Source organism: Sphaerotilus montanus, from assembly GCF_013410775.1.
Lineage (GTDB): Bacteria > Pseudomonadota > Gammaproteobacteria > Burkholderiales > Burkholderiaceae_C > Sphaerotilus > Sphaerotilus montanus.
Genome location: NZ_JACCFH010000001.1, coordinates 67,350 through 86,233, shown reverse-complemented (window position 1 = coordinate 86,233; position 18,884 = coordinate 67,350). Strand labels below are relative to the sequence as shown.

At 68.8% G+C, this 18,884-nt stretch carries 16 protein-coding genes; 2 read left to right on the top strand and 14 right to left on the bottom strand.

Annotated features, from left to right (window positions below):
* Window positions 1–139: 139 nt before the first annotated feature.
* Window positions 140–550 carry a methylglyoxal synthase gene (locus tag BDD16_RS00370; protein WP_179632012.1) on the top strand — a complete coding sequence of 137 codons (411 nt, stop codon included), beginning with the start codon at window positions 140–142 and terminating at the stop codon, window positions 548–550.
* Here the strand turns inward: BDD16_RS00370 and BDD16_RS00365 are convergent.
* The gene (locus BDD16_RS00365) at window positions 541–1,347 is read right to left on the bottom strand and encodes a mechanosensitive ion channel family protein (protein WP_179632010.1); all 807 of its coding nucleotides are present in this window, start codon (window positions 1,345–1,347) and stop codon (window positions 541–543) included. The genes BDD16_RS00370 and BDD16_RS00365 overlap by 10 nt on opposite strands.
* A gap of 62 nt (window positions 1,348–1,409) precedes the next feature.
* A complete protein-coding gene (locus BDD16_RS00360; RefSeq protein WP_179632008.1) occupies window positions 1,410–1,958 on the bottom strand; it encodes a HugZ family pyridoxamine 5'-phosphate oxidase in 549 nt (182 codons plus the stop codon).
* A 50-nt stretch (window positions 1,959–2,008) separates the two neighbouring features.
* Here BDD16_RS00360 and BDD16_RS00355 point away from each other — a divergent pair, with 50 nt between their 5' ends.
* Entirely contained in the window at window positions 2,009–3,247 is a 1,239-nt protein-coding gene (locus tag BDD16_RS00355; RefSeq protein ID WP_179632006.1) for a GGDEF domain-containing protein, read from the top strand.
* A 29-nt stretch (window positions 3,248–3,276) separates the two neighbouring features.
* Here the strand turns inward: BDD16_RS00355 and BDD16_RS00350 are convergent, their stop codons facing one another.
* The 12 genes from BDD16_RS00350 to BDD16_RS00295 form a co-directional block, all read right to left on the bottom strand.
* Window positions 3,277–4,248 (bottom strand): Tim44 domain-containing protein, encoded by a 972-nt coding sequence (locus tag BDD16_RS00350; RefSeq protein ID WP_179632005.1) that lies wholly within the window; start codon window positions 4,246–4,248, stop codon window positions 3,277–3,279.
* 112 nt (window positions 4,249–4,360) lie between these two features.
* Window positions 4,361–4,591, bottom strand: a complete 231-nt coding sequence (locus BDD16_RS00345; protein WP_179632003.1) for an RNA-binding S4 domain-containing protein — start codon at window positions 4,589–4,591, stop codon at window positions 4,361–4,363.
* A 31-nt stretch (window positions 4,592–4,622) separates the two neighbouring features.
* On the bottom strand, window positions 4,623–4,952 hold the full coding sequence (locus BDD16_RS00340; protein ID WP_179632001.1) for a YkvA family protein: 330 nt from the start codon (window positions 4,950–4,952) through the stop codon (window positions 4,623–4,625).
* A gap of 166 nt (window positions 4,953–5,118) precedes the next feature.
* On the bottom strand, window positions 5,119–7,326 hold the full coding sequence (locus BDD16_RS00335; RefSeq protein WP_179631999.1) for a polysaccharide deacetylase family protein: 2,208 nt from the start codon (window positions 7,324–7,326) through the stop codon (window positions 5,119–5,121).
* Window positions 7,327–7,366: 40 nt separating this feature from the next.
* On the bottom strand, window positions 7,367–9,538 hold the full coding sequence (locus tag BDD16_RS00330; protein WP_179631997.1) for a polysaccharide deacetylase family protein: 2,172 nt from the start codon (window positions 9,536–9,538) through the stop codon (window positions 7,367–7,369).
* Between the two features lie 37 nt (window positions 9,539–9,575).
* A complete protein-coding gene (locus tag BDD16_RS00325) occupies window positions 9,576–10,847 on the bottom strand; it encodes a hypothetical protein (protein ID WP_179631995.1) in 1,272 nt (423 codons plus the stop codon).
* 6 nt (window positions 10,848–10,853) lie between these two features.
* Window positions 10,854–11,705 carry a hypothetical protein gene (locus BDD16_RS00320; RefSeq protein WP_179631993.1) on the bottom strand — a complete coding sequence of 284 codons (852 nt, stop codon included), beginning with the start codon at window positions 11,703–11,705 and terminating at the stop codon, window positions 10,854–10,856.
* Window positions 11,706–11,726: 21 nt separating this feature from the next.
* Window positions 11,727–12,512 carry a YaiO family outer membrane beta-barrel protein gene (locus BDD16_RS00315; RefSeq protein ID WP_179631991.1) on the bottom strand — a complete coding sequence of 262 codons (786 nt, stop codon included), beginning with the start codon at window positions 12,510–12,512 and terminating at the stop codon, window positions 11,727–11,729.
* A 1-nt stretch (window position 12,513) separates the two neighbouring features.
* Window positions 12,514–13,677: a non-hydrolyzing UDP-N-acetylglucosamine 2-epimerase gene (gene wecB / locus BDD16_RS00310; protein ID WP_179631990.1), complete on the bottom strand. Its 1,164-nt coding sequence runs from the start codon at window positions 13,675–13,677 to the stop codon at window positions 12,514–12,516.
* A 38-nt stretch (window positions 13,678–13,715) separates the two neighbouring features.
* Window positions 13,716–15,635, bottom strand: a complete 1,920-nt coding sequence (locus tag BDD16_RS00305) for a polysaccharide deacetylase family protein (RefSeq protein ID WP_179631989.1) — start codon at window positions 15,633–15,635, stop codon at window positions 13,716–13,718.
* The gene (locus BDD16_RS00300; RefSeq protein WP_179631988.1) at window positions 15,632–17,215 is read right to left on the bottom strand and encodes a polymer-forming cytoskeletal protein; all 1,584 of its coding nucleotides are present in this window, start codon (window positions 17,213–17,215) and stop codon (window positions 15,632–15,634) included. The genes BDD16_RS00305 and BDD16_RS00300 overlap by 4 nt, the downstream gene beginning before the upstream one ends.
* On the bottom strand, window positions 17,212–18,636 hold the full coding sequence (locus tag BDD16_RS00295; RefSeq protein ID WP_246332433.1) for a glycosyltransferase family 2 protein: 1,425 nt from the start codon (window positions 18,634–18,636) through the stop codon (window positions 17,212–17,214). Before BDD16_RS00295 ends, BDD16_RS00300 begins: the two co-directional genes overlap by 4 nt.
* Between the last annotated feature and the right edge of the window lie 248 nt (window positions 18,637–18,884).

The window sequence follows — 18,884 nt, the reverse complement described above, 5'->3', positions numbered from 1 at the left end:
AGCAGCTGCGATTGTAGCGTATTCCCGGGGTTGATGTTGCGCCGCATCATCAAAATGAACACAGAATGAGTCCGTGGTGTAACCGCCGCTGGCTACGATCGGTCATCGAGATGCCTCATTGAGCAAGGACGGTCCTGCCATGCACCCCAACCACCGCCGAGTTGCGTTGATTGCCCACGACAGCAAGAAGAACGAGATGGTGCTGTTGGCCCGGGAGTTCCGCGAGCTGCTGGGCCAGTGCACCTTGTGCGCCACCGGAACGACCGGCTCGCGCCTGCAGGCGGAGGTAGGCCTGGACGTGGAATGTCTGCTGAGCGGCCCGATGGGCGGCGACCTGCAGATCGGGGCGCGGCTTGCGGTAGGACAGATCGACGTGGTGATTTTCCTGCGTGACCCGATGACGCCACAGCCGCACGAGCCGGACATCAATGCACTGGTGCGGGCCAGCGATGTGCACGACGTGCCGTGCGCCACGAATGTGAGCACGGCACGTCTGCTGCTGCGGCAGATGGCCAGCCAGCTGGCCGCAGCAGGATCTGATCAGCCCTGAACCACCTTGTGGTAGGCGGCAGGCACCGGCCAGCCGGCTTCCTGGCAGACCTTGATGATGGCTTCGTTGGTGTCGAAGTAGACCTGCCAGTAGTTGTCGGTGTGCGTGTACGGGCGCACCGAGATCACCGGGCCTTCGAGCTTGAAGTCGAGCAGGTTGACTTCCGGCGCCGGGCTGGCGACCACGTTCGGGATCCTGGCGACCGCCACCTTCAGGCGCGCGATGGCATCCAGCGGATCGACCCCCTGGGCCAACTGGGCGGTGCGTTCGACGCGGCGCGACGGCAGCGCCGAGAAGTTCTGCACCGTGTCACCGAAGACCTTGCCGTTGCCGACCAGGGTCATGACGTTGTCCGGCGTGATGATCGTGGTGGCGAACAGGCCGAGTTCGTGGATGGTGCCGGTCATGCCACCGATACTCACGAAGTCACCGACCTTGAACGGGCGCAGCACCAGCATGAAGGCGCCGGCGGCGAAGTTGCCGAGCATGCCGCTCCAGGCCGCACCGATCGCCACACCTGCACCCGCCAGCATCGCGGCGAACGACGTGGTCTGGATGCCGAAGTAGCCCAGGATGCCGAGCACCAGGGTGATGTTCAGGGCGATCGTGATGATCGAGCCGAGGTACTTGGTCAGCGTCGGGTCGATCGAGTTGCGGTTCATGCCCGCCTGGATCAAGCCCACCACCTTGCCGATCAGCCAACGGCCCACGATCCAGAAGGCAATCGCTGCCAGGATCTTGATGCCCAGGTCCAGAGCGGTCGTGCTCAGGAAATTCTGGATCGCGTTCATGTCCATCGCGGAAGTCCTCAGTCGCTAAGTGCGAAATTGCACGGCACAACTGTGAAGGAATTCCGGAATTAAATCCACCTTCTTTGGTCTGGGTTATTTTGGATCAATGCAGATAGACGCGACTGATCCAGGGTGCGTGCGGCGCCGAAGCCGGCCACGTGCCGGGCCTGAAGAGGACGCAGGCGCACCCAGCGGAAGTCGGGCAACTGCGTGAGTAGTTCCGCTGCCGGATGCCGGGCCAGATAGGTAGCCGACGCGGCCTGGGCGTCTTCGGAATCCACGATCGGCCAGTCTGCCTCCACGTCGAGGCTGACTCTGGCGAGGGCGTGCACGTTGTCGGCCTGGTCCTCGCTGTCGCAGACCAGCAGGCTGGCGCGCGGATGGGCCTGGAGTTGCCGGGTGTGTGCGGCGAGTCCGCTGATCAGGATCACGAAGGTGCCGCTGGCTGTGTCGATGGCGTAGGGAACCATCGACAGGGAGACCTCCCCGCTGTCCGTCAGCGTCCCGAGTGCGGCCGTGCTGCGGGCGCACAACATGGTCAGCAACTCACCGTCGAGGCGTGACAAAGGCAAGGATGGCGTGGCGGAAAACGCATCGGAAGATGTCAAGGGTGCCATGGAGATATTTTCAGTTCAGGCTGATGGATACTGCGCGACGGCCACAAGGCATGCAGGAGACACGCGGGGCGGGGGGCAACGCGGCACCACAGCAGCTTGTCGGCCAATGCAGTGTGACCATCATCCATTTGCCGACTGTCCTGATCGCCTTGGTGACTGGCTACGCCATGCTTGTGCTGGATCTGTTTCTGGCGCGTCGCTCGCTCATGGCCGACAGACCCGAGTTGCGCACCTGGGCCTACGGCAGCTTGCTGCTGCTCTTGGGCTTGTTGGCCATTCCGCTGCGACGCTGGATTCCGCTGGGTCCTGCGATTCTGCTCGGCAACGGTCTGATGGCGATGGGGCTCACGGTGTATGGCCAGGCGCTGCACCAGTTCGTCTGCCAGCGGAACCTGCCGCGTGCCACCTGGATCCTCTTTGGCAGCGGACTGCTTCTGATGGCCTGGACGGCTCTGCACACAACGTCCTACGCCTACTATGCGGCAGCGGCCAGCTTCTGGTTCGCGTTGCTGCTGGTTCCCACTCTCCATGTCCTGTGGCGAAATGCATGGAAACTTGAACCGTCCTTGCGGACCCTCTCCGTCATGTTGGGCGTGTGCTGTGCCGCGCTGACGGCACGCGGTGCACATGCCCTGATGGAACCGGGTCGCTATGTGGATCTGATGCAACCCGGATGGACGCAAGGCCTGACGCTCCTGACGGCATTTCTGGCATTGATCGGAGTCAGCTTCGGCTTTCTGCTGGCCAACTTCGAGCGCACGCAGCGGCAGATGGAACAACTCGCCTCGCACGACGAGCTGACGGGTTGCTACAACCGGGCGACGGCCCGGTCGATGCTGGAGCACCTGCTGGACCGCTGCCGGCGCGAGCGGACACCGATGGCCCTGGTGCTGCTCGATCTGGACCACTTCAAGCGGGTGAACGACGAACACGGCCATCTGGTCGGTGACCTGGTGCTGCGGCGATTTTCCGAGGCGGTGCGCCTGCGCTTGCGGGCGTCGGACGTGTTCGGCCGGATGGGCGGGGAGGAATTCTGCATCGGGCTGCCGCTGACGGACCGGGCCGGTGCGCTCGAACTGGCCGAGGACCTGCGGCAGACCATCGCGGCGCTGTTGATGCCCGGGCGGAACGGGCTGCCCCTGCAGATCACCGTCTCGGCCGGGGTGGTGGCCATTGGCTCGATGCAACTGGAGGATCTGGACACCACCGTGGAATTGCTCTACGGCACGGCAGACGATCTGCTCTACCGGGCCAAGCACCTCGGGCGCAACAGGGTCATGATCGCCTGAGTGCGCCCGAGGTCTGGTCCGGCCGTGGCTCAGCTGGCTTGCTGGATGCCCGCGATGGCCCAGTTGCGGCTGCGGTCACTCGGCTGGATCAGGTGCCACACTTCATCGAACGGCGCCGCCTGCGCACCGGCATCCTCGCGGATCAGCCCGGTGTAGCGCACGCTGACCACGTCGCGCTGCGCTTCGCGGTCGAAGTCGAGGATCTCGGCGTGCACTTCGACCACGTCGGTTTCCTGCTTGCTGCTGCCGCGGTCCTGCAGATCGGTGCGGATGCTCGCGAACATCTCGGGCGTCGTGAACTCGCGCAGATCATTCAGGTCGGCGCGGTCGTTGGCCGCCTGCATGCGGATGAAGATCATGCGGGCGATGCGCTCGAAACCCGGACGATCGAAATCAGGCGGCAGATGCGCGGCGGCGGGGGCCGGACCCGCCTGGGAAAAGCTTGCCGCAGCACTGCCGGCAGCCCCTGCGCCGACCGCGCCGGGCCAGCTCACGCTGTGCGCCGATCGCTCGGTGACACCTCCAGCCTGTGCTGCCGAGGTTCCGAAGCCACCGCCCGTCCCCGCGCCGGCAGAAGCACCTGCCAGTGCCGGACGCTGGCCAGCGCCGGTCGAGCGGCGCTTGAACCATGCGAAGGCCGCCAGTGCCGCCATGACCAGCAGCGCAACCATCAGGAAATTGCCGAAGGCTTCTCCCAGACCGAGATGGCTCATCAGTGCCGCGATGCCGAGGCCCGCTGCCAGACCTGCGAGAGGACCCATCCAGGAACGCTTGCCAGCCGCAGCCGCACCCGTGGCTGCCGCGCCAGCCATCGGGGCGGTAGGCGCAGCCTGTTGCGGAGTCTGAGCCGGTGCGTTCTGGGTGGGCGTGCTCTTGGACGGCAGGCTGCGCTGCATGCCGGAAGAGCCGCCACCGCCCAGGCGCTTGGCCTCGGACAGTGCGGGAGCCAGGGCCGTGCTCAGGGCAAGCACGCACACCGCGGTACGCCAGAATCGGTTCATCATTTCCTCTAGGGTGGACATGGAAGGGCAGGAGCGCCCGTTGACCATGCGGAGTGAGACTGCTCTGCTGCCAGAAAGTTCCGGCGGGTTGACCGGCATCAAGGATCCGGGTTCAGAGCGCAGGTGCGTGGACCCGGATGCGTGTATGCGCCATCTCGACCGTGACCACCTGTCCCGCGCGAATCTTGCAGGTCTTGCGCGATTCGGGCTGGCCATCGACCAGAACGTGACCATCGGCCACCAAGGTCTTGGCGGCGCCACCGCTGTGCGCGACAGCGGTGGCTTTCAGCAGGGCATCAAGGGGAATGAACTCGCCGCGGAGCTCGAAATCGATCAGGTTCATGGTCCGGATCGTACGCCATGCACGGGGCGATTCACTTGAAGATGCGCACCGAGGTCGGGCGACCTTTGCCGGGTGTGTCGACCGATTCGCCACGGGCGCGGCGTTCGGCATCGTCCCGGATCGCCGTGGGCAGACGTCCGAGCAGCCAGCGCATGGCCAGCGGGATCAGCACCAGATCATCGACCACGCCGAGCACCGGCAGCACGTCCGGGATCAGGTCGATGGGCGAGAGCAGGTACGCCACCATGCCGATGGCGCCAGCCTTGAGCCAGCGTGGTGACTGCGGGTGCTGCAGCGCGTACCAGAGTACCCGTGCATCGACCTTGACGAGGGTCCACACCACTGCGAGACGTTTCCACATGATCAACCTCCGGAGCGAACAGTCCACAAGCTGTCGAACAGCCCGTCGCCGCGATTCTGCGGCAGAAATCCGCCCGGTACCTGAAGCAGCCTGAATGGCCTGATTCCCTGGCGGCCAGCCCGTAACGCGGGCTGCACCACCCGAGATGACAGGCCGGATGCCCGGGTCAGCGTGGCGCGGTGACGAAACGCAACTGCGTGCCCCCGTTGGCCGCGATGACCCACTCGTTGCTGTCGGCCGTGACCGTGGCGCTGCCCGAGGTCACGAACGGCGTGCCGAACTTGCTGCGGGGCAGCACCCAGGTCTGGTCCTTCAGCGACGTCGGATGGCTGGCGTTGAAGGTGGTCAGGCCGCTGGCGGTGGTCGCACTCCAGGTGGTGGCCAAGCGCTGCTGCGAGAACGCCGCCATCTGGCCCATGGTGTACCACTTGAACTGTCCGAACAGCTGCAGCAGATCGGCACGTGCCAGCATCGGCTGCAGCGCCGGCAGGTGGCCGCGGGCGCCCGGCGGGTGGTTGTAGAACAGCCGGTTGGTGCGGTGGTTGATGACGAAGTCCTGCAGGTCGATCAGCCACTGGCCCGAGGTGGCGTCCGAGATGCCGAACAGGTCGAACTCCTCGAAGGTGGCGTACTTGCCCAGCGGCACGATCGGGTAGCTCCACAGCGCCTTCGACAGCCGGTTGCCCGCGCGCCACGAGCGCACGCCCGGCGCGCCCGTGTCGCCCACGAAGTACATGCTGTTGACGCCGCGGTTCTCCAGCCAGTTCACCGCCCAGGTCGGGTTGTTGCCGACGGGGGCCGAGTACTCGCGGATCTTCTTGCCGGTGGTGCGCTCGATGGCCGCGAAGTTCAGCTCCAGCCAGGGCAGGTAGGTGGCCTGGTTGGTCTCGTTGGCGCCGAGGCCGTAGAGGTCGTGGTTCCAGCCGCCATGCGAGCCCAGTTCGTGCTGCACCGGCAGCTTGCCCGCCCAGGCGCCCAGGTTGCCCAGGCGCCGCACGAGGTCCTGCGACTTCGCGTTGGTGTCGAGGAACATGCCGTTGTTGTCGCCGAGGGTGACGACGTCGTGGCCAGCCGTGAAGTGGATCGAGAACGGCCCGCGCTTGAGCACCGAGGTGGTGTCGAGCAGCGTCTTCACGTCGGTCAGCAGGTCGTCGCCGTCGTCGACGTGCCAGTTGTAGATCAGCCCGCCCTTGCCGCGCGGCTGCATCGACATCTTCGGCAGCCCGACCTGCTCGGTGGCGAACAGGTTCATGAAGCCGTGCAGCGGGGCGCTGTCGGTGCCGATGGCCTTGAAGTAGCCCAGCGGCAGGTTGACGAACATCACCTTGCCGCTGCCCGTCGGGCGCACGCCGGCCACCAGCCCGTGGTCGGGCGACGAAAGGTAGACCTGACCGGGGAAGGTGCCCTGCGTGATGTAGCTGAAGTAGTCGATCGGCCCGTAGCCGTAGCCGCTGATCGCGTTGAGCTGCTTGTCGGTGGCGGACGTGGTGCCGGTGACGTTCACGGTGCTGGTGCCCTGCAGCAGGGTTCGGATCAGCGTGGTGACGTTCAGCACGTTGTCGCCGAGGTGCTGCGTGATGGCGGGCGAGGCGGTCGACACCCTGGACGTGATCGTCACCGGGGTGCCCGTGACAGCGACCGGGTTGCTGGCCAGACCCAGCAGGTTGCGCAGGGTCTGGTCGCGCAGTCGGCGCACGTTGGCCGAGCCTTCATCGACGCCACGCCTGGCCCGCTCTTCGATGGCCGGGCGCATGTGTTTCGAGCCGCCGGCGTCCGCGGGGGAGGCCGGCACGAAGGTGGCCGCGGCGGCGGTGCCGGCCACGCTGGTCACCGTGCCCCAGGGCGTGTACTTGCCCGGTGGCAGCGACAGGCTGTCCAGCCGCGCCCGCGTGCCCACCACCGGACCGAAGCCGACCACGCGGTCGCGCAGGGCCTCGTACATCACGTAGTCCACGCCCACCAGGTCCGAGAAACGCGACTTGACCGGCGCGTAGACGGTGCTGTCGGTCAGCGCGCCGGCGTCATAGACCAGCATCAGCTTGCCGCCGAGGTTGGCGTACTGCTTGACGGCGGCGACCACCGCGTCGCTGGCCTGGATGTGGGCGCTGTCCGGCACGACCAGGCCGGCGATGTTGGCCGCCGACGTGGTGCCCAGCGCGAGGAACTGCGCGTCGGTCATCGTCTGCAGGCGATAGCCTTCTTCCTGCGCGGTGTCGGTCCAGACCTTGACCTGCCAGCTCGCCAGATCGGCGTTGTCGGGCACGAGCAGCACGAGGCTGTCCTTGATGGGCGCGGCGTGTGCGCTGGTGGCGAGGGCGGTCAGGCCAGCCAGCACCAGCGCGCCGGCGAGGCGTTGCAAGGGATGTCGGTTCATGTGGGCTCCTGCGTCATGTCGTGGTGGTGGATGCGGGGGCTCAGCGCTCCGCGGCGGTGAACTTGAGCGATGTGCCGCGGGTGGCCGTGACGATCCAGTCGGTGGCGTCCGTGGTGGTGACGGTGCCCGTGCCGGCGGTGATGCGCGGCGCGGCGTAGCGCGTCTTGGGCAGCAGCCAGGTCATGTCGGTCAGCGAGCTCGGGTGGGTGACCGTGAACGTCGCGATGCCGAGGTTGCTGGCCGCGTTCCAGGTGGTGGCCAGCCGGCGCTCGCTGAACTGGGCGAGCTGCGTCATCGTGTACCAGCGGAACTTGCCGGCGGCCTGCAGCGTGTCCGCCTTGGTCAGTAGCGGCGTGATGGCCGGCAGGTGGCCGCGCGCGCCGGGCGGGTGGTTGTAGAACATGCGGTTGGTGCGCTTGTTGACCACGAAGGTCTGCAGGTCGAGCAGCCACTGCCCGGAGGTGGTGTCGGAGATGCCGAAGTCCTCGAACTCCTCGAAGGTGCCGTACTTCTCGAACGGCGTCAGCGGGAAGCTCCACAGCGATTTCGTCAGCCGGTTGCCGGCCCGCCAGGAACGGACCGCTCCGGCGCCGGTGTCGCCGACGAAGTACATGCTGTTGACACCGCGGTTCTCCAGCCAGTTGACGGCCCAGGTCGGGTTGTTGCCCTGCGGCGCCGAGTATTCGGTGGTCTTCTTGCCGTACTGGCGCTCGACCGCCGCGAAATTCAGCTCCAGCCAGGGCTGGTAAATGGCCTGGTTGGTCTCGGTGGCGCCCAGGCCGTAGAGGTCGTGGTTCCAGCCGCCGTGCGAGGCCAGTTCATGACCGACCGCCAGTGACTTGATGCGCTTGAACTGCGTCTGCGAGGTGGCCTGGCTGTCCAGGTGCATGCCTTGCCCGTCACCGAGCGTCACGGTGTCGGGGCCGGCCGTGAAGTGGATCGAGAAAGGTCCCCGCCGGAGCACGGTGGTCGTGTCGAGCAGGGCCTTCATGTCGGTGGTCAGGTCGTCGCCGTCGTCGACGTGCCAGTTGTAGACCAGCCCGCCCACGCCCTTGGGCTGCACCGACATGGTCGGCATCTGCACGTGCTGGCGCGCGAACAGGCCGAGGAACCCGTGCAGCGGGGCGCTGTCGGTGCCGATGGCCTTGAAGTAGCCGAGCGGCAGGTTCACGAACAGCACGTTGCCGCTGCCCACCGGGCGGCTGCCGGCGACCAGGCCATGGTCGGGCGAGGTCAGGTAGGGCGTGCCGGCGTAGGTGCCCTGCGTCACGAAACTGAAGTAGTCGAGGTAGCCGTAGCCGTAGCCGCTGATGGCCTTGAGCGGCGCGGTGGCGAGGGCCGTGACCGCGGTGGTGGTGGCCGTGGTGGTGCGGGCGGCCGTGGTGCTGGTGGTCGTGCTGACCGTGGTCGTGTTCGTGACCTTGGGTGCCAGCTTGACGCTGCCGGTGGACGGCAGGCTGTTCAGGCCGAGCAGGTCGCGCAGCGCCTGGGTGGACGTGGTCTGCACGTTGCGCACGTTGCGCGAGCTTTCGTCGATGCGCTTGAGGGCCCGGGCTTCGATGAAGGCCCGCATGCCCTTGGTGCCCACGGGGTCGACCGTGCTGGTCTGCACGAACTGGGTGCTGGCGCTGGCGGTGCGGGCCAGGGTGGTCGGCGCGGTCCAGGTCATGGACTTGCCCGGCGGCAGGCGCAGGGTGTCGAGCGTCGTTGCATCGCTGACGACCGGGCCGAAGCCGACCATGCGGTCGAGCAGCGTGTCGTAGAGCGTGTAATCCACGCCGGCCAGGGCCGAGAAGCGCGACTTGCCTGCGGCATAGACCCCGCTGGCGGTCAGCGCACCGGCGTCATAGACCAGCATCAGCTTGCCACCGAGGTTGGCGTACTGCGTCACCGCGGCCACGACGGCGTCGCTGGCCTGCTGGTGGGCGCTGTCGGGCAGGATCAGGCCGGCGATCTGTGTCGCGGCACCGGTCCCGAGCGCCAGGAACTGCGTGTCGGTCATCGTCTTCAGCCGGATGCCTTCCTCGGCAGCCGTGTCGGTCCAGACCTTGACCGGCCAGTCGGCCAGATTGGCGGTGTCCGGCACCAGCATCACCAGCGTGTCGCGCACCACCGCCGCGTGGGCGACCGGTGCGAGCAGGCCGAGGCCCAGCAGCAGCGAGGCGGTCAGGGTGGTGAGTGTTCGGCGCTTTGGTTGCGGGGGGGTGTTCATTCGGGGCTCCTGAGGGTGGTTTTTTGGGGGAACGGGATCAGTTCGGGGTCGGCAGCGGGGCCTGCGGCGGGCCGGGTTCGGCCAGCCACAGCAGCCAGAGCAGGTCACTGACCTGGAACGGCCAGGCGAAGGGCGCCTGGGGCTTGAGCCAGGCGGCGCGGGCACGCGCCACCCAGTCCACGGCCGCGGCGGTGTCGCCGACGCAATGCGCCGCCACCGCCGCGGCCGGCCACCAGAAGCCGGCCGGATCGACGTTGCGGGTCTGCCACGCGTTGTCGTTGGTGCGCCACTGGGCGGCGGCGCGGGGCCAGGCGTTGCGGGACGCGGTGTAGCCGGCGGGCTGGCTGGCCGAGCTCCAGAGCAGCGGCCAGGCCTGCGCCATCGTGTCGGGATACCAGTGGGAGGTCTGCGGCGAGGCCGCGTCCAGACTGACCCGCCACAGACCCGCACCGGCGTCCCAGAGCTGTTGTTCGACGCCGCTGCTGGCCCGCTGGGCGCGGTCGCGGCTGGTCTGCGCCGCCTGGGGCTGGGCCCAGACCCGCTCCTGTACCGAGGCCAGCGCCCGCCAGCCGGCGGCCACTTCCACGGTGTCCATCAGGTAGGCCACCGGGTGGCTGCGCTTGGCCCAGCTCAGCCCGTTGGCCTGCTGCAGCCGGACCAGCGCGGTGGCCGCCCGCTCCAGCGCGAGGCGCACGGCCGGTTCGCGCAGCAGGGCGGCGTCACCGCCGTTGTCCAGATAGGCCTTGGCCATCAGGAAGACGGAGGCAATCGTGCTGTCGGTGGCGTCGATCTGCTTGCAGTGGCGGGCGTCGATGTCCGGCGGGCACATCGTCTCCTGCGAGCCGTCGGCGAGTACCCAGCGGTCGTAGAGCACACCCTGGTCGAGCCCGCGCAGCGGCAGGTGGCGCACCTGCCAGCGCAGCCAGTCCGCGGCCTCGGTGCGCAGGCTGGGATCGACCCGCAGCGCGCCGATCAGGCCGAGGTTGCCCTCGTAGGCGGCGATGTGGTACCAGGGGCGCTTCTGGGCATCGAGGTGGGCAGGGGCCAGCGCCCGGCGCACGGCGCCATGGCTGGGCTGGTTCGGTGCCCGCACGACCAGCTGCCGCATGGTCAGCACGGCGGCGTCGCGGAACGCCGCGTCCACCAGCGCCCCCGGCGGACACAGGCTGTCCATCGGGGGCGTGCTGGCACTGACCTGTGCACCGGCCGGAGCCAGCACGAAGGTGGCCGCTGCAACTGCAGCGGTCAGGCGCCACGGCAGATGCCGCAGGAACTGCAGGGAGGTCAGGATGGCGGACATGGGCAGCATGGGCTTTCAGGGGATGGGCGTGGATTGCAGGCGTGCGTTGGCCCAGCTCATGGCCCAGCCATAGATCGCCACGAAACCGATGATGGCCACCATCACGCCGAACAGGAGGTGCAGCAGCGGCATGGCGAGCAGTCCCCAGGCGTGCAGCACCAGGGCGTGCAGGGCCAGCAGCAGCGGCGCGAGCAGGAAGAGGTAGGCCCAGGTCAGCGCGGTCAGCGCGATCCGCTGTCCCCAGGTCACGGCGAACAGGTAATAGGTGCAGAGGTGGATCCACGGCGCCAGCAGCATCAGCGCCCAGCACTGCTGCAGGCCATTGCCGACATGCTCGTTGACCGAGTGCGGAAAGCTCGCCGGCCAGATCCAGAAGAACAGCACCGCGGCGCCGTGGATGATCGCGGCGAAGCGCAGCAGGTAGCAGCCGGGGCGCGCCACGTCGGGCAGCATCCCCGCCAGCCACCACACCGCCACCACGCCGATGGCGTTGAACATCAGCGTCGTGGTCTGCGGCGCGCTGACGAACAGCGTGACCACCGGGGTAGCGATCTGGAAGGGCAGGTGGCCGTGCTCCGCCACGGCCGTGAAGCGCCCGGACAGTTCCAGGCGGGTCAGCCACCAGAGCAGCTCGGTCGACCACAGCGTGGCGATCGACTCGCGCAGCAGCACCATGACCGCCGTCAGCGCGAGGGCCAGCAGCACGGACCCGGCCAGCCGGTTCGGCGGCAGGTGCAGGCCCCAGATCGAGCGGTGCATCTGCACCCGACCGCCGCGGGCGCCGCGCGGGGTGAGTTCGCCCAGCACGGCGTGGACCACCGAATGCTGGAAGTCAGGCCGGGCGGGGCGGGCGGATCTGCGGAACATGGACAAGGGCACTCCGTGGGGTCACAACTGCAGGAACAGGCCACCGCCGACCGTGGTGCGGCTGTAGCTCGGGTTCAGATAGCGCTCGGCGTGGACGGTCATGCCCCAGTCCGGCGCCAGCCAGTAGCGCCAGTCGAGGCTGAGCGACTGGCTGTCGAAATCGACCAGCTGCGCACCCGTGCCGACGCTCTGGTAGGCCTCGCTGCCGCGGCTGGCGCGCAGGCTGAGGAACTGCAGCCCTGGCGTGCCCAGCGTCACCGCCAGGTAGGGCATCTGCGAGCGCACCTGGCCGGGGTGGCTGGTGTTGAAGGTGGCGCCGCCCTCGAAGACGACGAAGTGGTTGAGGTAGTAGTTGGCCGAGACGCGCAGGCCCCGGTCACTGCGGCCGGCGTCGAAGTTGGCCCGGTAGCCGCCCAGCGTGGTGACGAACTGCCGCGATGCGCCCCACTTGCGCGAGACGGACGCGTCGATGCGGTGGCGTGCCCAGTTCGGGCCGCCCCAGCCGCGGCTCAGCGTGGCGCTGGCGAACCAGTCCTGGTCGAGGTTCCGGGTGGCACCGACAGCGGCCACGCCCCCGCTGGCGTCGAACTTCCGCTCGGACAGCAGCTCGGCGTTGAGGACCGTGTCCTGGCCGAGCGCCCAGTTGCCACGCAGGTGGGTTGCCCGGCCGCCGGGCAGGCCGGCGCTGTGCCGGCTGTCCTGTCGGCCGACTTCGATCTGGCCGCGGCGGACAGGGGGCGCCTCGTCGGCCTGGGCGGCGCTGCACAGCAGGGGCGCGAGCAGCAGGGTCAGGGTGGCCGCACGCATCTCAGATCCCCAGGTCGTGCTGCAGCACATCGGCGATCTGCTGCGCCGTGGTGCCGTTGCCGAACGGATTGACGGCGTCGCGCATGCGCTGCAGCGCCGTGGCGTCCCGCAGCAGGTGCGACACGGTCTGCACGATGCGCTGGCGGTCGGTGCCGACGATGACGCCAGCGCCGGCATCGATCAGCTCGGGCCGCTCCGTCGTGTTGCGCAGCACCAGCACCGGGCAGGACAGCGCCGCGCCTTCCTCCTGGATGCCGCCCGAGTCGGTCAGCGCCAGCACGCTGTGGTGCAGGCACCAGAGCAGCGCCGGGTACTCCAGCGGCGCACACAGCGTCAGCCGGCCTTCCAGGCGGCGGGCCTTCTCGCCCAGCGCGGCCTGCACCGCGTCGCTCACGGCCGGGTTGCCGTGCACCGGCCAGACCACGGCCAGATCCGGGTGTGCGTCCAGCAGGTCTGCCACGGCGCGGGCGATGTTCTCGATGCCTTCACCCCAGTTCTCGCGGCGGTGGGCGGTGACGGTGACCAGGCGCCACTGGCGGTGCGCCAGACCTTCGCGCAGCCCGTCCAGCTCGGGCGGCAGCACGGCGTGGCCGTCGGCGAGCAGGGATTCCACGCGCACCGTGCCGGCCAGCGCAGCATCGACGGCGGTGTTGCCGACGGTGTGGATGCCGGGCGGGCGCACGCCTTCGTTGCGCAGGTTGATCGCGGCCTTGGCGGTCGGCGCGAAATGCCAGTGCGCCAGGCGCGCGGTCAGCTCGCGGTTCATCTCTTCGGGGAAGGGCTCGCGGTGGTTGAAGGTGCGCAGGCCGGCTTCGACATGGCCGATCGGCACGCCCTGGTAGAACGCGGCCTGTGCCGAGGCCAGCGTGCTGGTGGTGTCGCCGTGGACCAGCACGGCGCGTGGCTGCACCTGCTCGAACACGGTGGACAGGCCCTCCAGCAGCAGCGCGTTCAGGTGCGAGAGCTGGCCGTTGCGGCGCTCCAGCGTGACCTCGTGCTCCGGCGCGATGCCGAAGAACTCGTAGAGCGGCTGCGCCATCTCGCGGTGCTGGCCGGTGTGGACCCAGGCCACGGGCAGGCCGCGGCGGCGCAGTTCGCTGTGGACGGGCGCCATCTTGATGATTTCAGGACGGGTGCCGACGGAGATGAGGATGGGTCGTTGCATGGCAGGGCGTGCTGGAGTGCAGGTCATGTGGTGGGGGTTCAGGAGGGCGCCCTGGCGCCGCGCGGCTCCAGGGGCAGGTGCAGCCGCAGTCCGGTGCCGGGGCCGGCGACCACGCGCCACTGGCCGTCGATCTCGTCGATGACGGCCTGGCCGCTGGCGATGGTCGGCGGGCCGTAGCGGCTGCGCGGCAGCAGCCAGGTCATGCCGTCGAGCGACTGGGGGTGGTGGGCTTCGAGCTGCTGGCTGGGCAGGCTGGCGCTCTGGCTGGAGTCGACGAGCGTCCAGCGGGTGCGCAGACGCTGGTTGGCGAATTCGCTGTACCGGGCCATCGTCATCCAGCGCAGGCGGCCCTGGTCGGCGAGTTCCTTGCCGTTCTCGAGCCAGCGCTGGAAGGCCTGCGGGTACATCACCAGCCCGATCGGGTGGAAATACACCAGCCGCAGCGTGCGGTGGTCGGCGCAGAAGCGGTTCACGTCGGTCAGCCAGGCGGCGACCTCGGTTTCCGGCATCTGGTCGGCCTTGGCTTCCTCGAACGAGGCATAGACGCCGAAGTTCAGCACCGGGTACGACCAGATGTCCGGCAGCGGCCGCACGCCGTCCTGGTAGCTGCGGGTCGGCGCCATGCCGGTGTTGCCGGTGAAGTAGTACGAACGCAGGCCGCGCTTCCTGAGCCAGGCCGTGGTCCAGGTCGGGTGGTTGCCCACGGGGGCCGAGTATTCGTGCACCGCCTTGCCGCCCACTTCCAGCAGCAGCGAGGAGTTGCGCTCGATGAGCGAGGCGGCCACCTCGCGGTCGAGCTTGTCGGCCCGCGAGCCGAACCAGTTGTGGATCCAGCCGCCGTGGCTGCCGATCTCGTGACCGGCCGCCCCCAGGCGGCGCACCCAGTCCTGCGCCTGCGGGTTGTTGGCCATGTCCATGCCCTTGCCGTCGCCTTCCTCGTTGACGTCAGGGCCGGCGGTGAAGTGGATGGAGTAGGGGCCTTGCTTGAACGCGCCCATCTCGGCGGCCCGCTCCAGTGCCGGCAGGGCCTTGCGGTCGTCGATGTGCCAGTTCATCACCACGGCGCCGCGGCCCTGCGGCATCGGCGAGAGCTGCGGCGTGCCGACCACGCGCTCGGCGTAGTACTGCAGGAAGCTGTGCAGCAGCAGGCCGTCGGTGCGCACCTTCAGCTGCGTCAGCGGCAGGTTGACGAAGAGCACCTGCCCCGCGCCGAAGCGGTGCAGTCCGGCCAGCAGGCTGCCATCGGCGGTGGTCATCAGCCGGGTGCCGTCGTAGTGGCCGCGGGTGACGAAGGTCGGGTACTTCAGCTCGCCGTAGACGTAGCCTGCGATCGACAGTGGCTCGTCCGGGCCGGGCGCCGGCTGCGCGCTGGTCTGCGGGCGGCCTTCTGCGCCGCGCACCAGCTTGCCCGGTGGAATGCCCAGCGCCTGCACCTGCTCCGGCAGCACCCAGGCAGGGGTGTCGCGCAGCATGCCGGTCTTCAGTTCGCCATACAGCCCGTACTGCACGCCCGCCAGATCCGACAGCCGCGAGCGTTCCGAACGGTAGCGGCCGTCGATGTCCGACAGGCCGGCGTCATGCACCAGCATCAGCGTGTCACCGGCCCGCACCCGCTCGCGCAGGTGGCCGATCAGCACGTCGCTCATGCGGCGGTGCAGGGTGTCGGGCAGGATGAAGGCGGTGCCCTGCGCCTGGCGACCGGCGCGCATCACCTGCGAGGCGGTCCGGGGGACGAGGTGGATGCCGAGTTCCTCGGCGGCGTCCTGCCAGGCCTGCACCTGGACCGGGTCGTTCGATTCGGCATCGGGCAGCAGCAGGACGATCTGCTGCACGTTGTCCGGCAGGCGGGCGGACCGGACCTGCCACCAGGTGCCGGCGGCGGCGCCGGCCAGTGCCAGCGCCATCAGCAGACGGCCCCAGTTCCATGCGGCCATCCGGGCCATGATTCCGGCGCTCATGCGGCAGCCCTCCCCGGCAGTGCCGGCTGGTGTGGCAGATCGGTCAGGTGCGCATCAAGGTCGACATCGGCGCCGATCTGCAGCGACCCCACCGCATCGCCGCTGGCACCTGCCCAGACCGTGCCGTGCACGACCACGCCGAGGGCGATCTCGATGCGGGGTGCGCAGACCGTGGCGTGCCGCTCGGGGGTGCCGATGGTGCAGCCCGGGCCGAGCACGACCGCGGTTTCCGACACCACCGAGCCACCCACCGTGCTGCCCGCGCCGACCAGGACATCACCCTGCGCGACCACGCTGCCATCGACCCGCACCCCGGCGCCGAGTCCGAGGTCGCCGTAGGCCTTCAGGCTGCCGCGTGCATGGCAGCGTGCGCCCAGTTCCAGGTCCCCCTGGCAGACCAGATCACCGCCCCACTGCCGCAGCGGGGGGATCTTCAGATCCGCGTTCGCCAGACCGCGTCCGGAGACGCTGTTCCAGCGCACCAGTGCCCCGAGGCCGGACTCGTCCATCGGATCGAGGTCCCGGTCGTCCGGGTGACCCACCGCCTGCAGGCGCTGGCCGGACCAGACCGTGCCGTGCACCACGACGCCCTTGCCGATCTCGACCCGCGGCGCGCGCACGGTCGCGTGCGCGCCGGGCACGCCGATCACGCAGCCGGCACCGAGCACGACCAGCGTCTCCGACACGATCGAGGACTGCACCTGCGCGCCGGCGGCCAGATAGATTTCTCCCGGTGCCATCAGCCCGCCTTGGATGGTGCAGCCGGCCCCGATGTTCAGCGAGCCGGCGCGCAGGCTGCCTTCCGCCTCGCAGCCCTCGCCGAGCGAGAGGTGGTGCGCGGCGACCAGATCGCCACGCCAGCGGCGCAGCGGCGGCACGTGCAGCAGGCCCGGCACCCGGCCGATGCCGGTGACGGCGTCCCACCGCACACCGTCCGACGTGCCGATCGACCAGCGGCCGTCCGGTGGAATGATCCAGTCGGCCGCGGCCTGGCCGGTGAACCGGATGGCGGGTGCGTGCAGCAGCGAGAAGCTCACCTCGCGTCCGACCATCAGCACCTGCGTGGCGCTGATGCGGGCGGGCAGCTGGCAGTGGTCACCGATGGCCATGCTGCGGGCGTGGGCCCAGCGGATGACCCGGGTGCGCGGCGACAGCGACAGCTGTGCACCGCTCAGCAGCGCCCGGTAGGTGTGGCCGGCGGCCGAGCGCATGGCCCCGCGGGCCGACATCTCGGCCAGGCAGTGCAGCCGTTCGGGCAGCATGCAGTCGCCATCGGTGTGCCAGATGCGCCGGGTGCGTCCGGAGCGGATCTCCTGGTCGTTCAGCGGCCAGGGCGCGTGGATGGCATTGGCCGGCAGGTGGACCAGCGGCACGCCGCCGAGTTCGATCTGGCCCTTCTCCAGCGCCGGCCCGATCAGGCCCGAAAAGCGCCGGGCCAGGTACTCGGGTTCCAGTGCATCGGTCTCGTCGATCGGCAGCGGCGTCACGTCGGTCGGCTTGCGCCATTCGCGGAAGGCCGGCACCAGCGGCAGCAGCACGATGCACAGCGTCAGCAGGATCAGCAGCAGGGTGGTTCTCATGCCTGTGCTCCCGGTTTCGGTGCCGCGGTGCGGTAGCGGATGGTCTTGTCCCACTGGAACTTGGGGGCACCGATGCGGTCGAGCACCATCTGCTCCAGCGCGCCGCGGGCGATCGCCACCGCGCTGACGATGAAGCCCAGCCAGTTGAACGCCAGCAGCCGGATGCGGTTGTGCGAGCGGTCCATGTGGGTCGCGGCCGCGATCTCGAAGAAGGCGGCGAAGTTGCCCAGCGCACCGTGGGACATGAACGCCAGCAGCAGCAGGGCCGGCGCGATCCACTGCACCGAGACCGTGAAGTACAGCAGCAGGCTCACCACCCAGCCGATGATCAGCACCGGCGCCATGATGTAGACGCCCAGCAGCAGTGCACCGTCGATGCGCTCGCGCCAGCTCAGGTCCGACTGCCGCAGCAGCGCGATGGTGTGGCGCCACATGGCCTGGTTGTGGCCCTTGGCCCAGCGCTTGATCTGGCGCGTGCGCACGGACCAGTTCTGCGGCACCTCCTCGTAGCACTCGGCGCGGTTCTGGTAGATGGTCTTCCAGCTGCCGAGCAGCAGGCGGTAGGTGAGGTCGGTGTCCTCGGCCAGCACGTCGTCGTGCCAGCCGCCCACGGCATGCAGGGCCGACAGCCGGATGCCGCCCACCGTGCCGCCGTACTGCGGCACCAGCCCCAGGTTCATGCGCGCCTGCTGGTCGACCTGGTAGCCGCCGGAGCGCTCCAGGTCGAGCAGCCGCGTCAGCAGGTTGGCGCCGCAGTTCTGCGGGACCACGCGGCCCATCACCGCGCCGACCTCCGGGTCGAAGAAGGGCGCCATCAGCCGCCGGATCAGGCCCTTGGAGGGCAGGTAGTCGGCGTCGAAGACGATGATGAAGTCGGTGTCCACCGTTTCGGTGGCGTCCTTGAGTGCGGCCGCCTTGCCGGGCTTGCCGTCCGTGCGGTGGAACGGCCGGATGCGCCCCGGGTAGCGGGTGACGACCTCGTCGATGATCTCCCGCGTGCGGTCCTTCGATCGGTCATTCACCGGCACCACGAGCATGCGGTCGGCGGGGTAGTCCACGCCCATCAGGTTGACCAGGCAGTCCTCGATCACCGCCTCCTCGTTGTGGGCGGCCACGAAGATGGTCACGCGCGGCCAGTCGGCGCTGACGATGCTGGCGTAGGGGTGGCGCTGGTCGCCGAAGAGCCGGTTCAGCGAGAACCAGTAGTGGCGGAAGGTGTAGGCCGCCAGCAGCACGACGATGGCCATCATCACGACCACCAGGGTCCAGGCCCAGGCCGGGCCGAGCGGACTTTCCAGGGACACGCTCAGCATCGGCGCGCGCGTTGCGGCATGGCTGCCAGCGGCCGACAGCAGCAGGACCGTGCCGATCGAACCACATCGGAACAGGGGAGGGGAATGGCGAGAGTGGGTGCGCAGCATGTGCAGTTCGGGGAATTCGGTGGCGGGACGACCGGTTGTGTCTGTTTGTTCTAAGGGTGTCTATTTGTAAGAATAACCGGAAGTGTGTGACTTTTTGTACGATCCGTGCCCCGTCTTAAGATCTGGTTCGCGTGAACCGGGCCGTTCCCGAGGGACGAATAAACGTGCACCTTCCCGCGAAGGTCTTGACAATCGCGGCTTCTCTGGCGTGGTGGGGTGGCGGCCTGACAGGGGGGCGCGACTTCAGG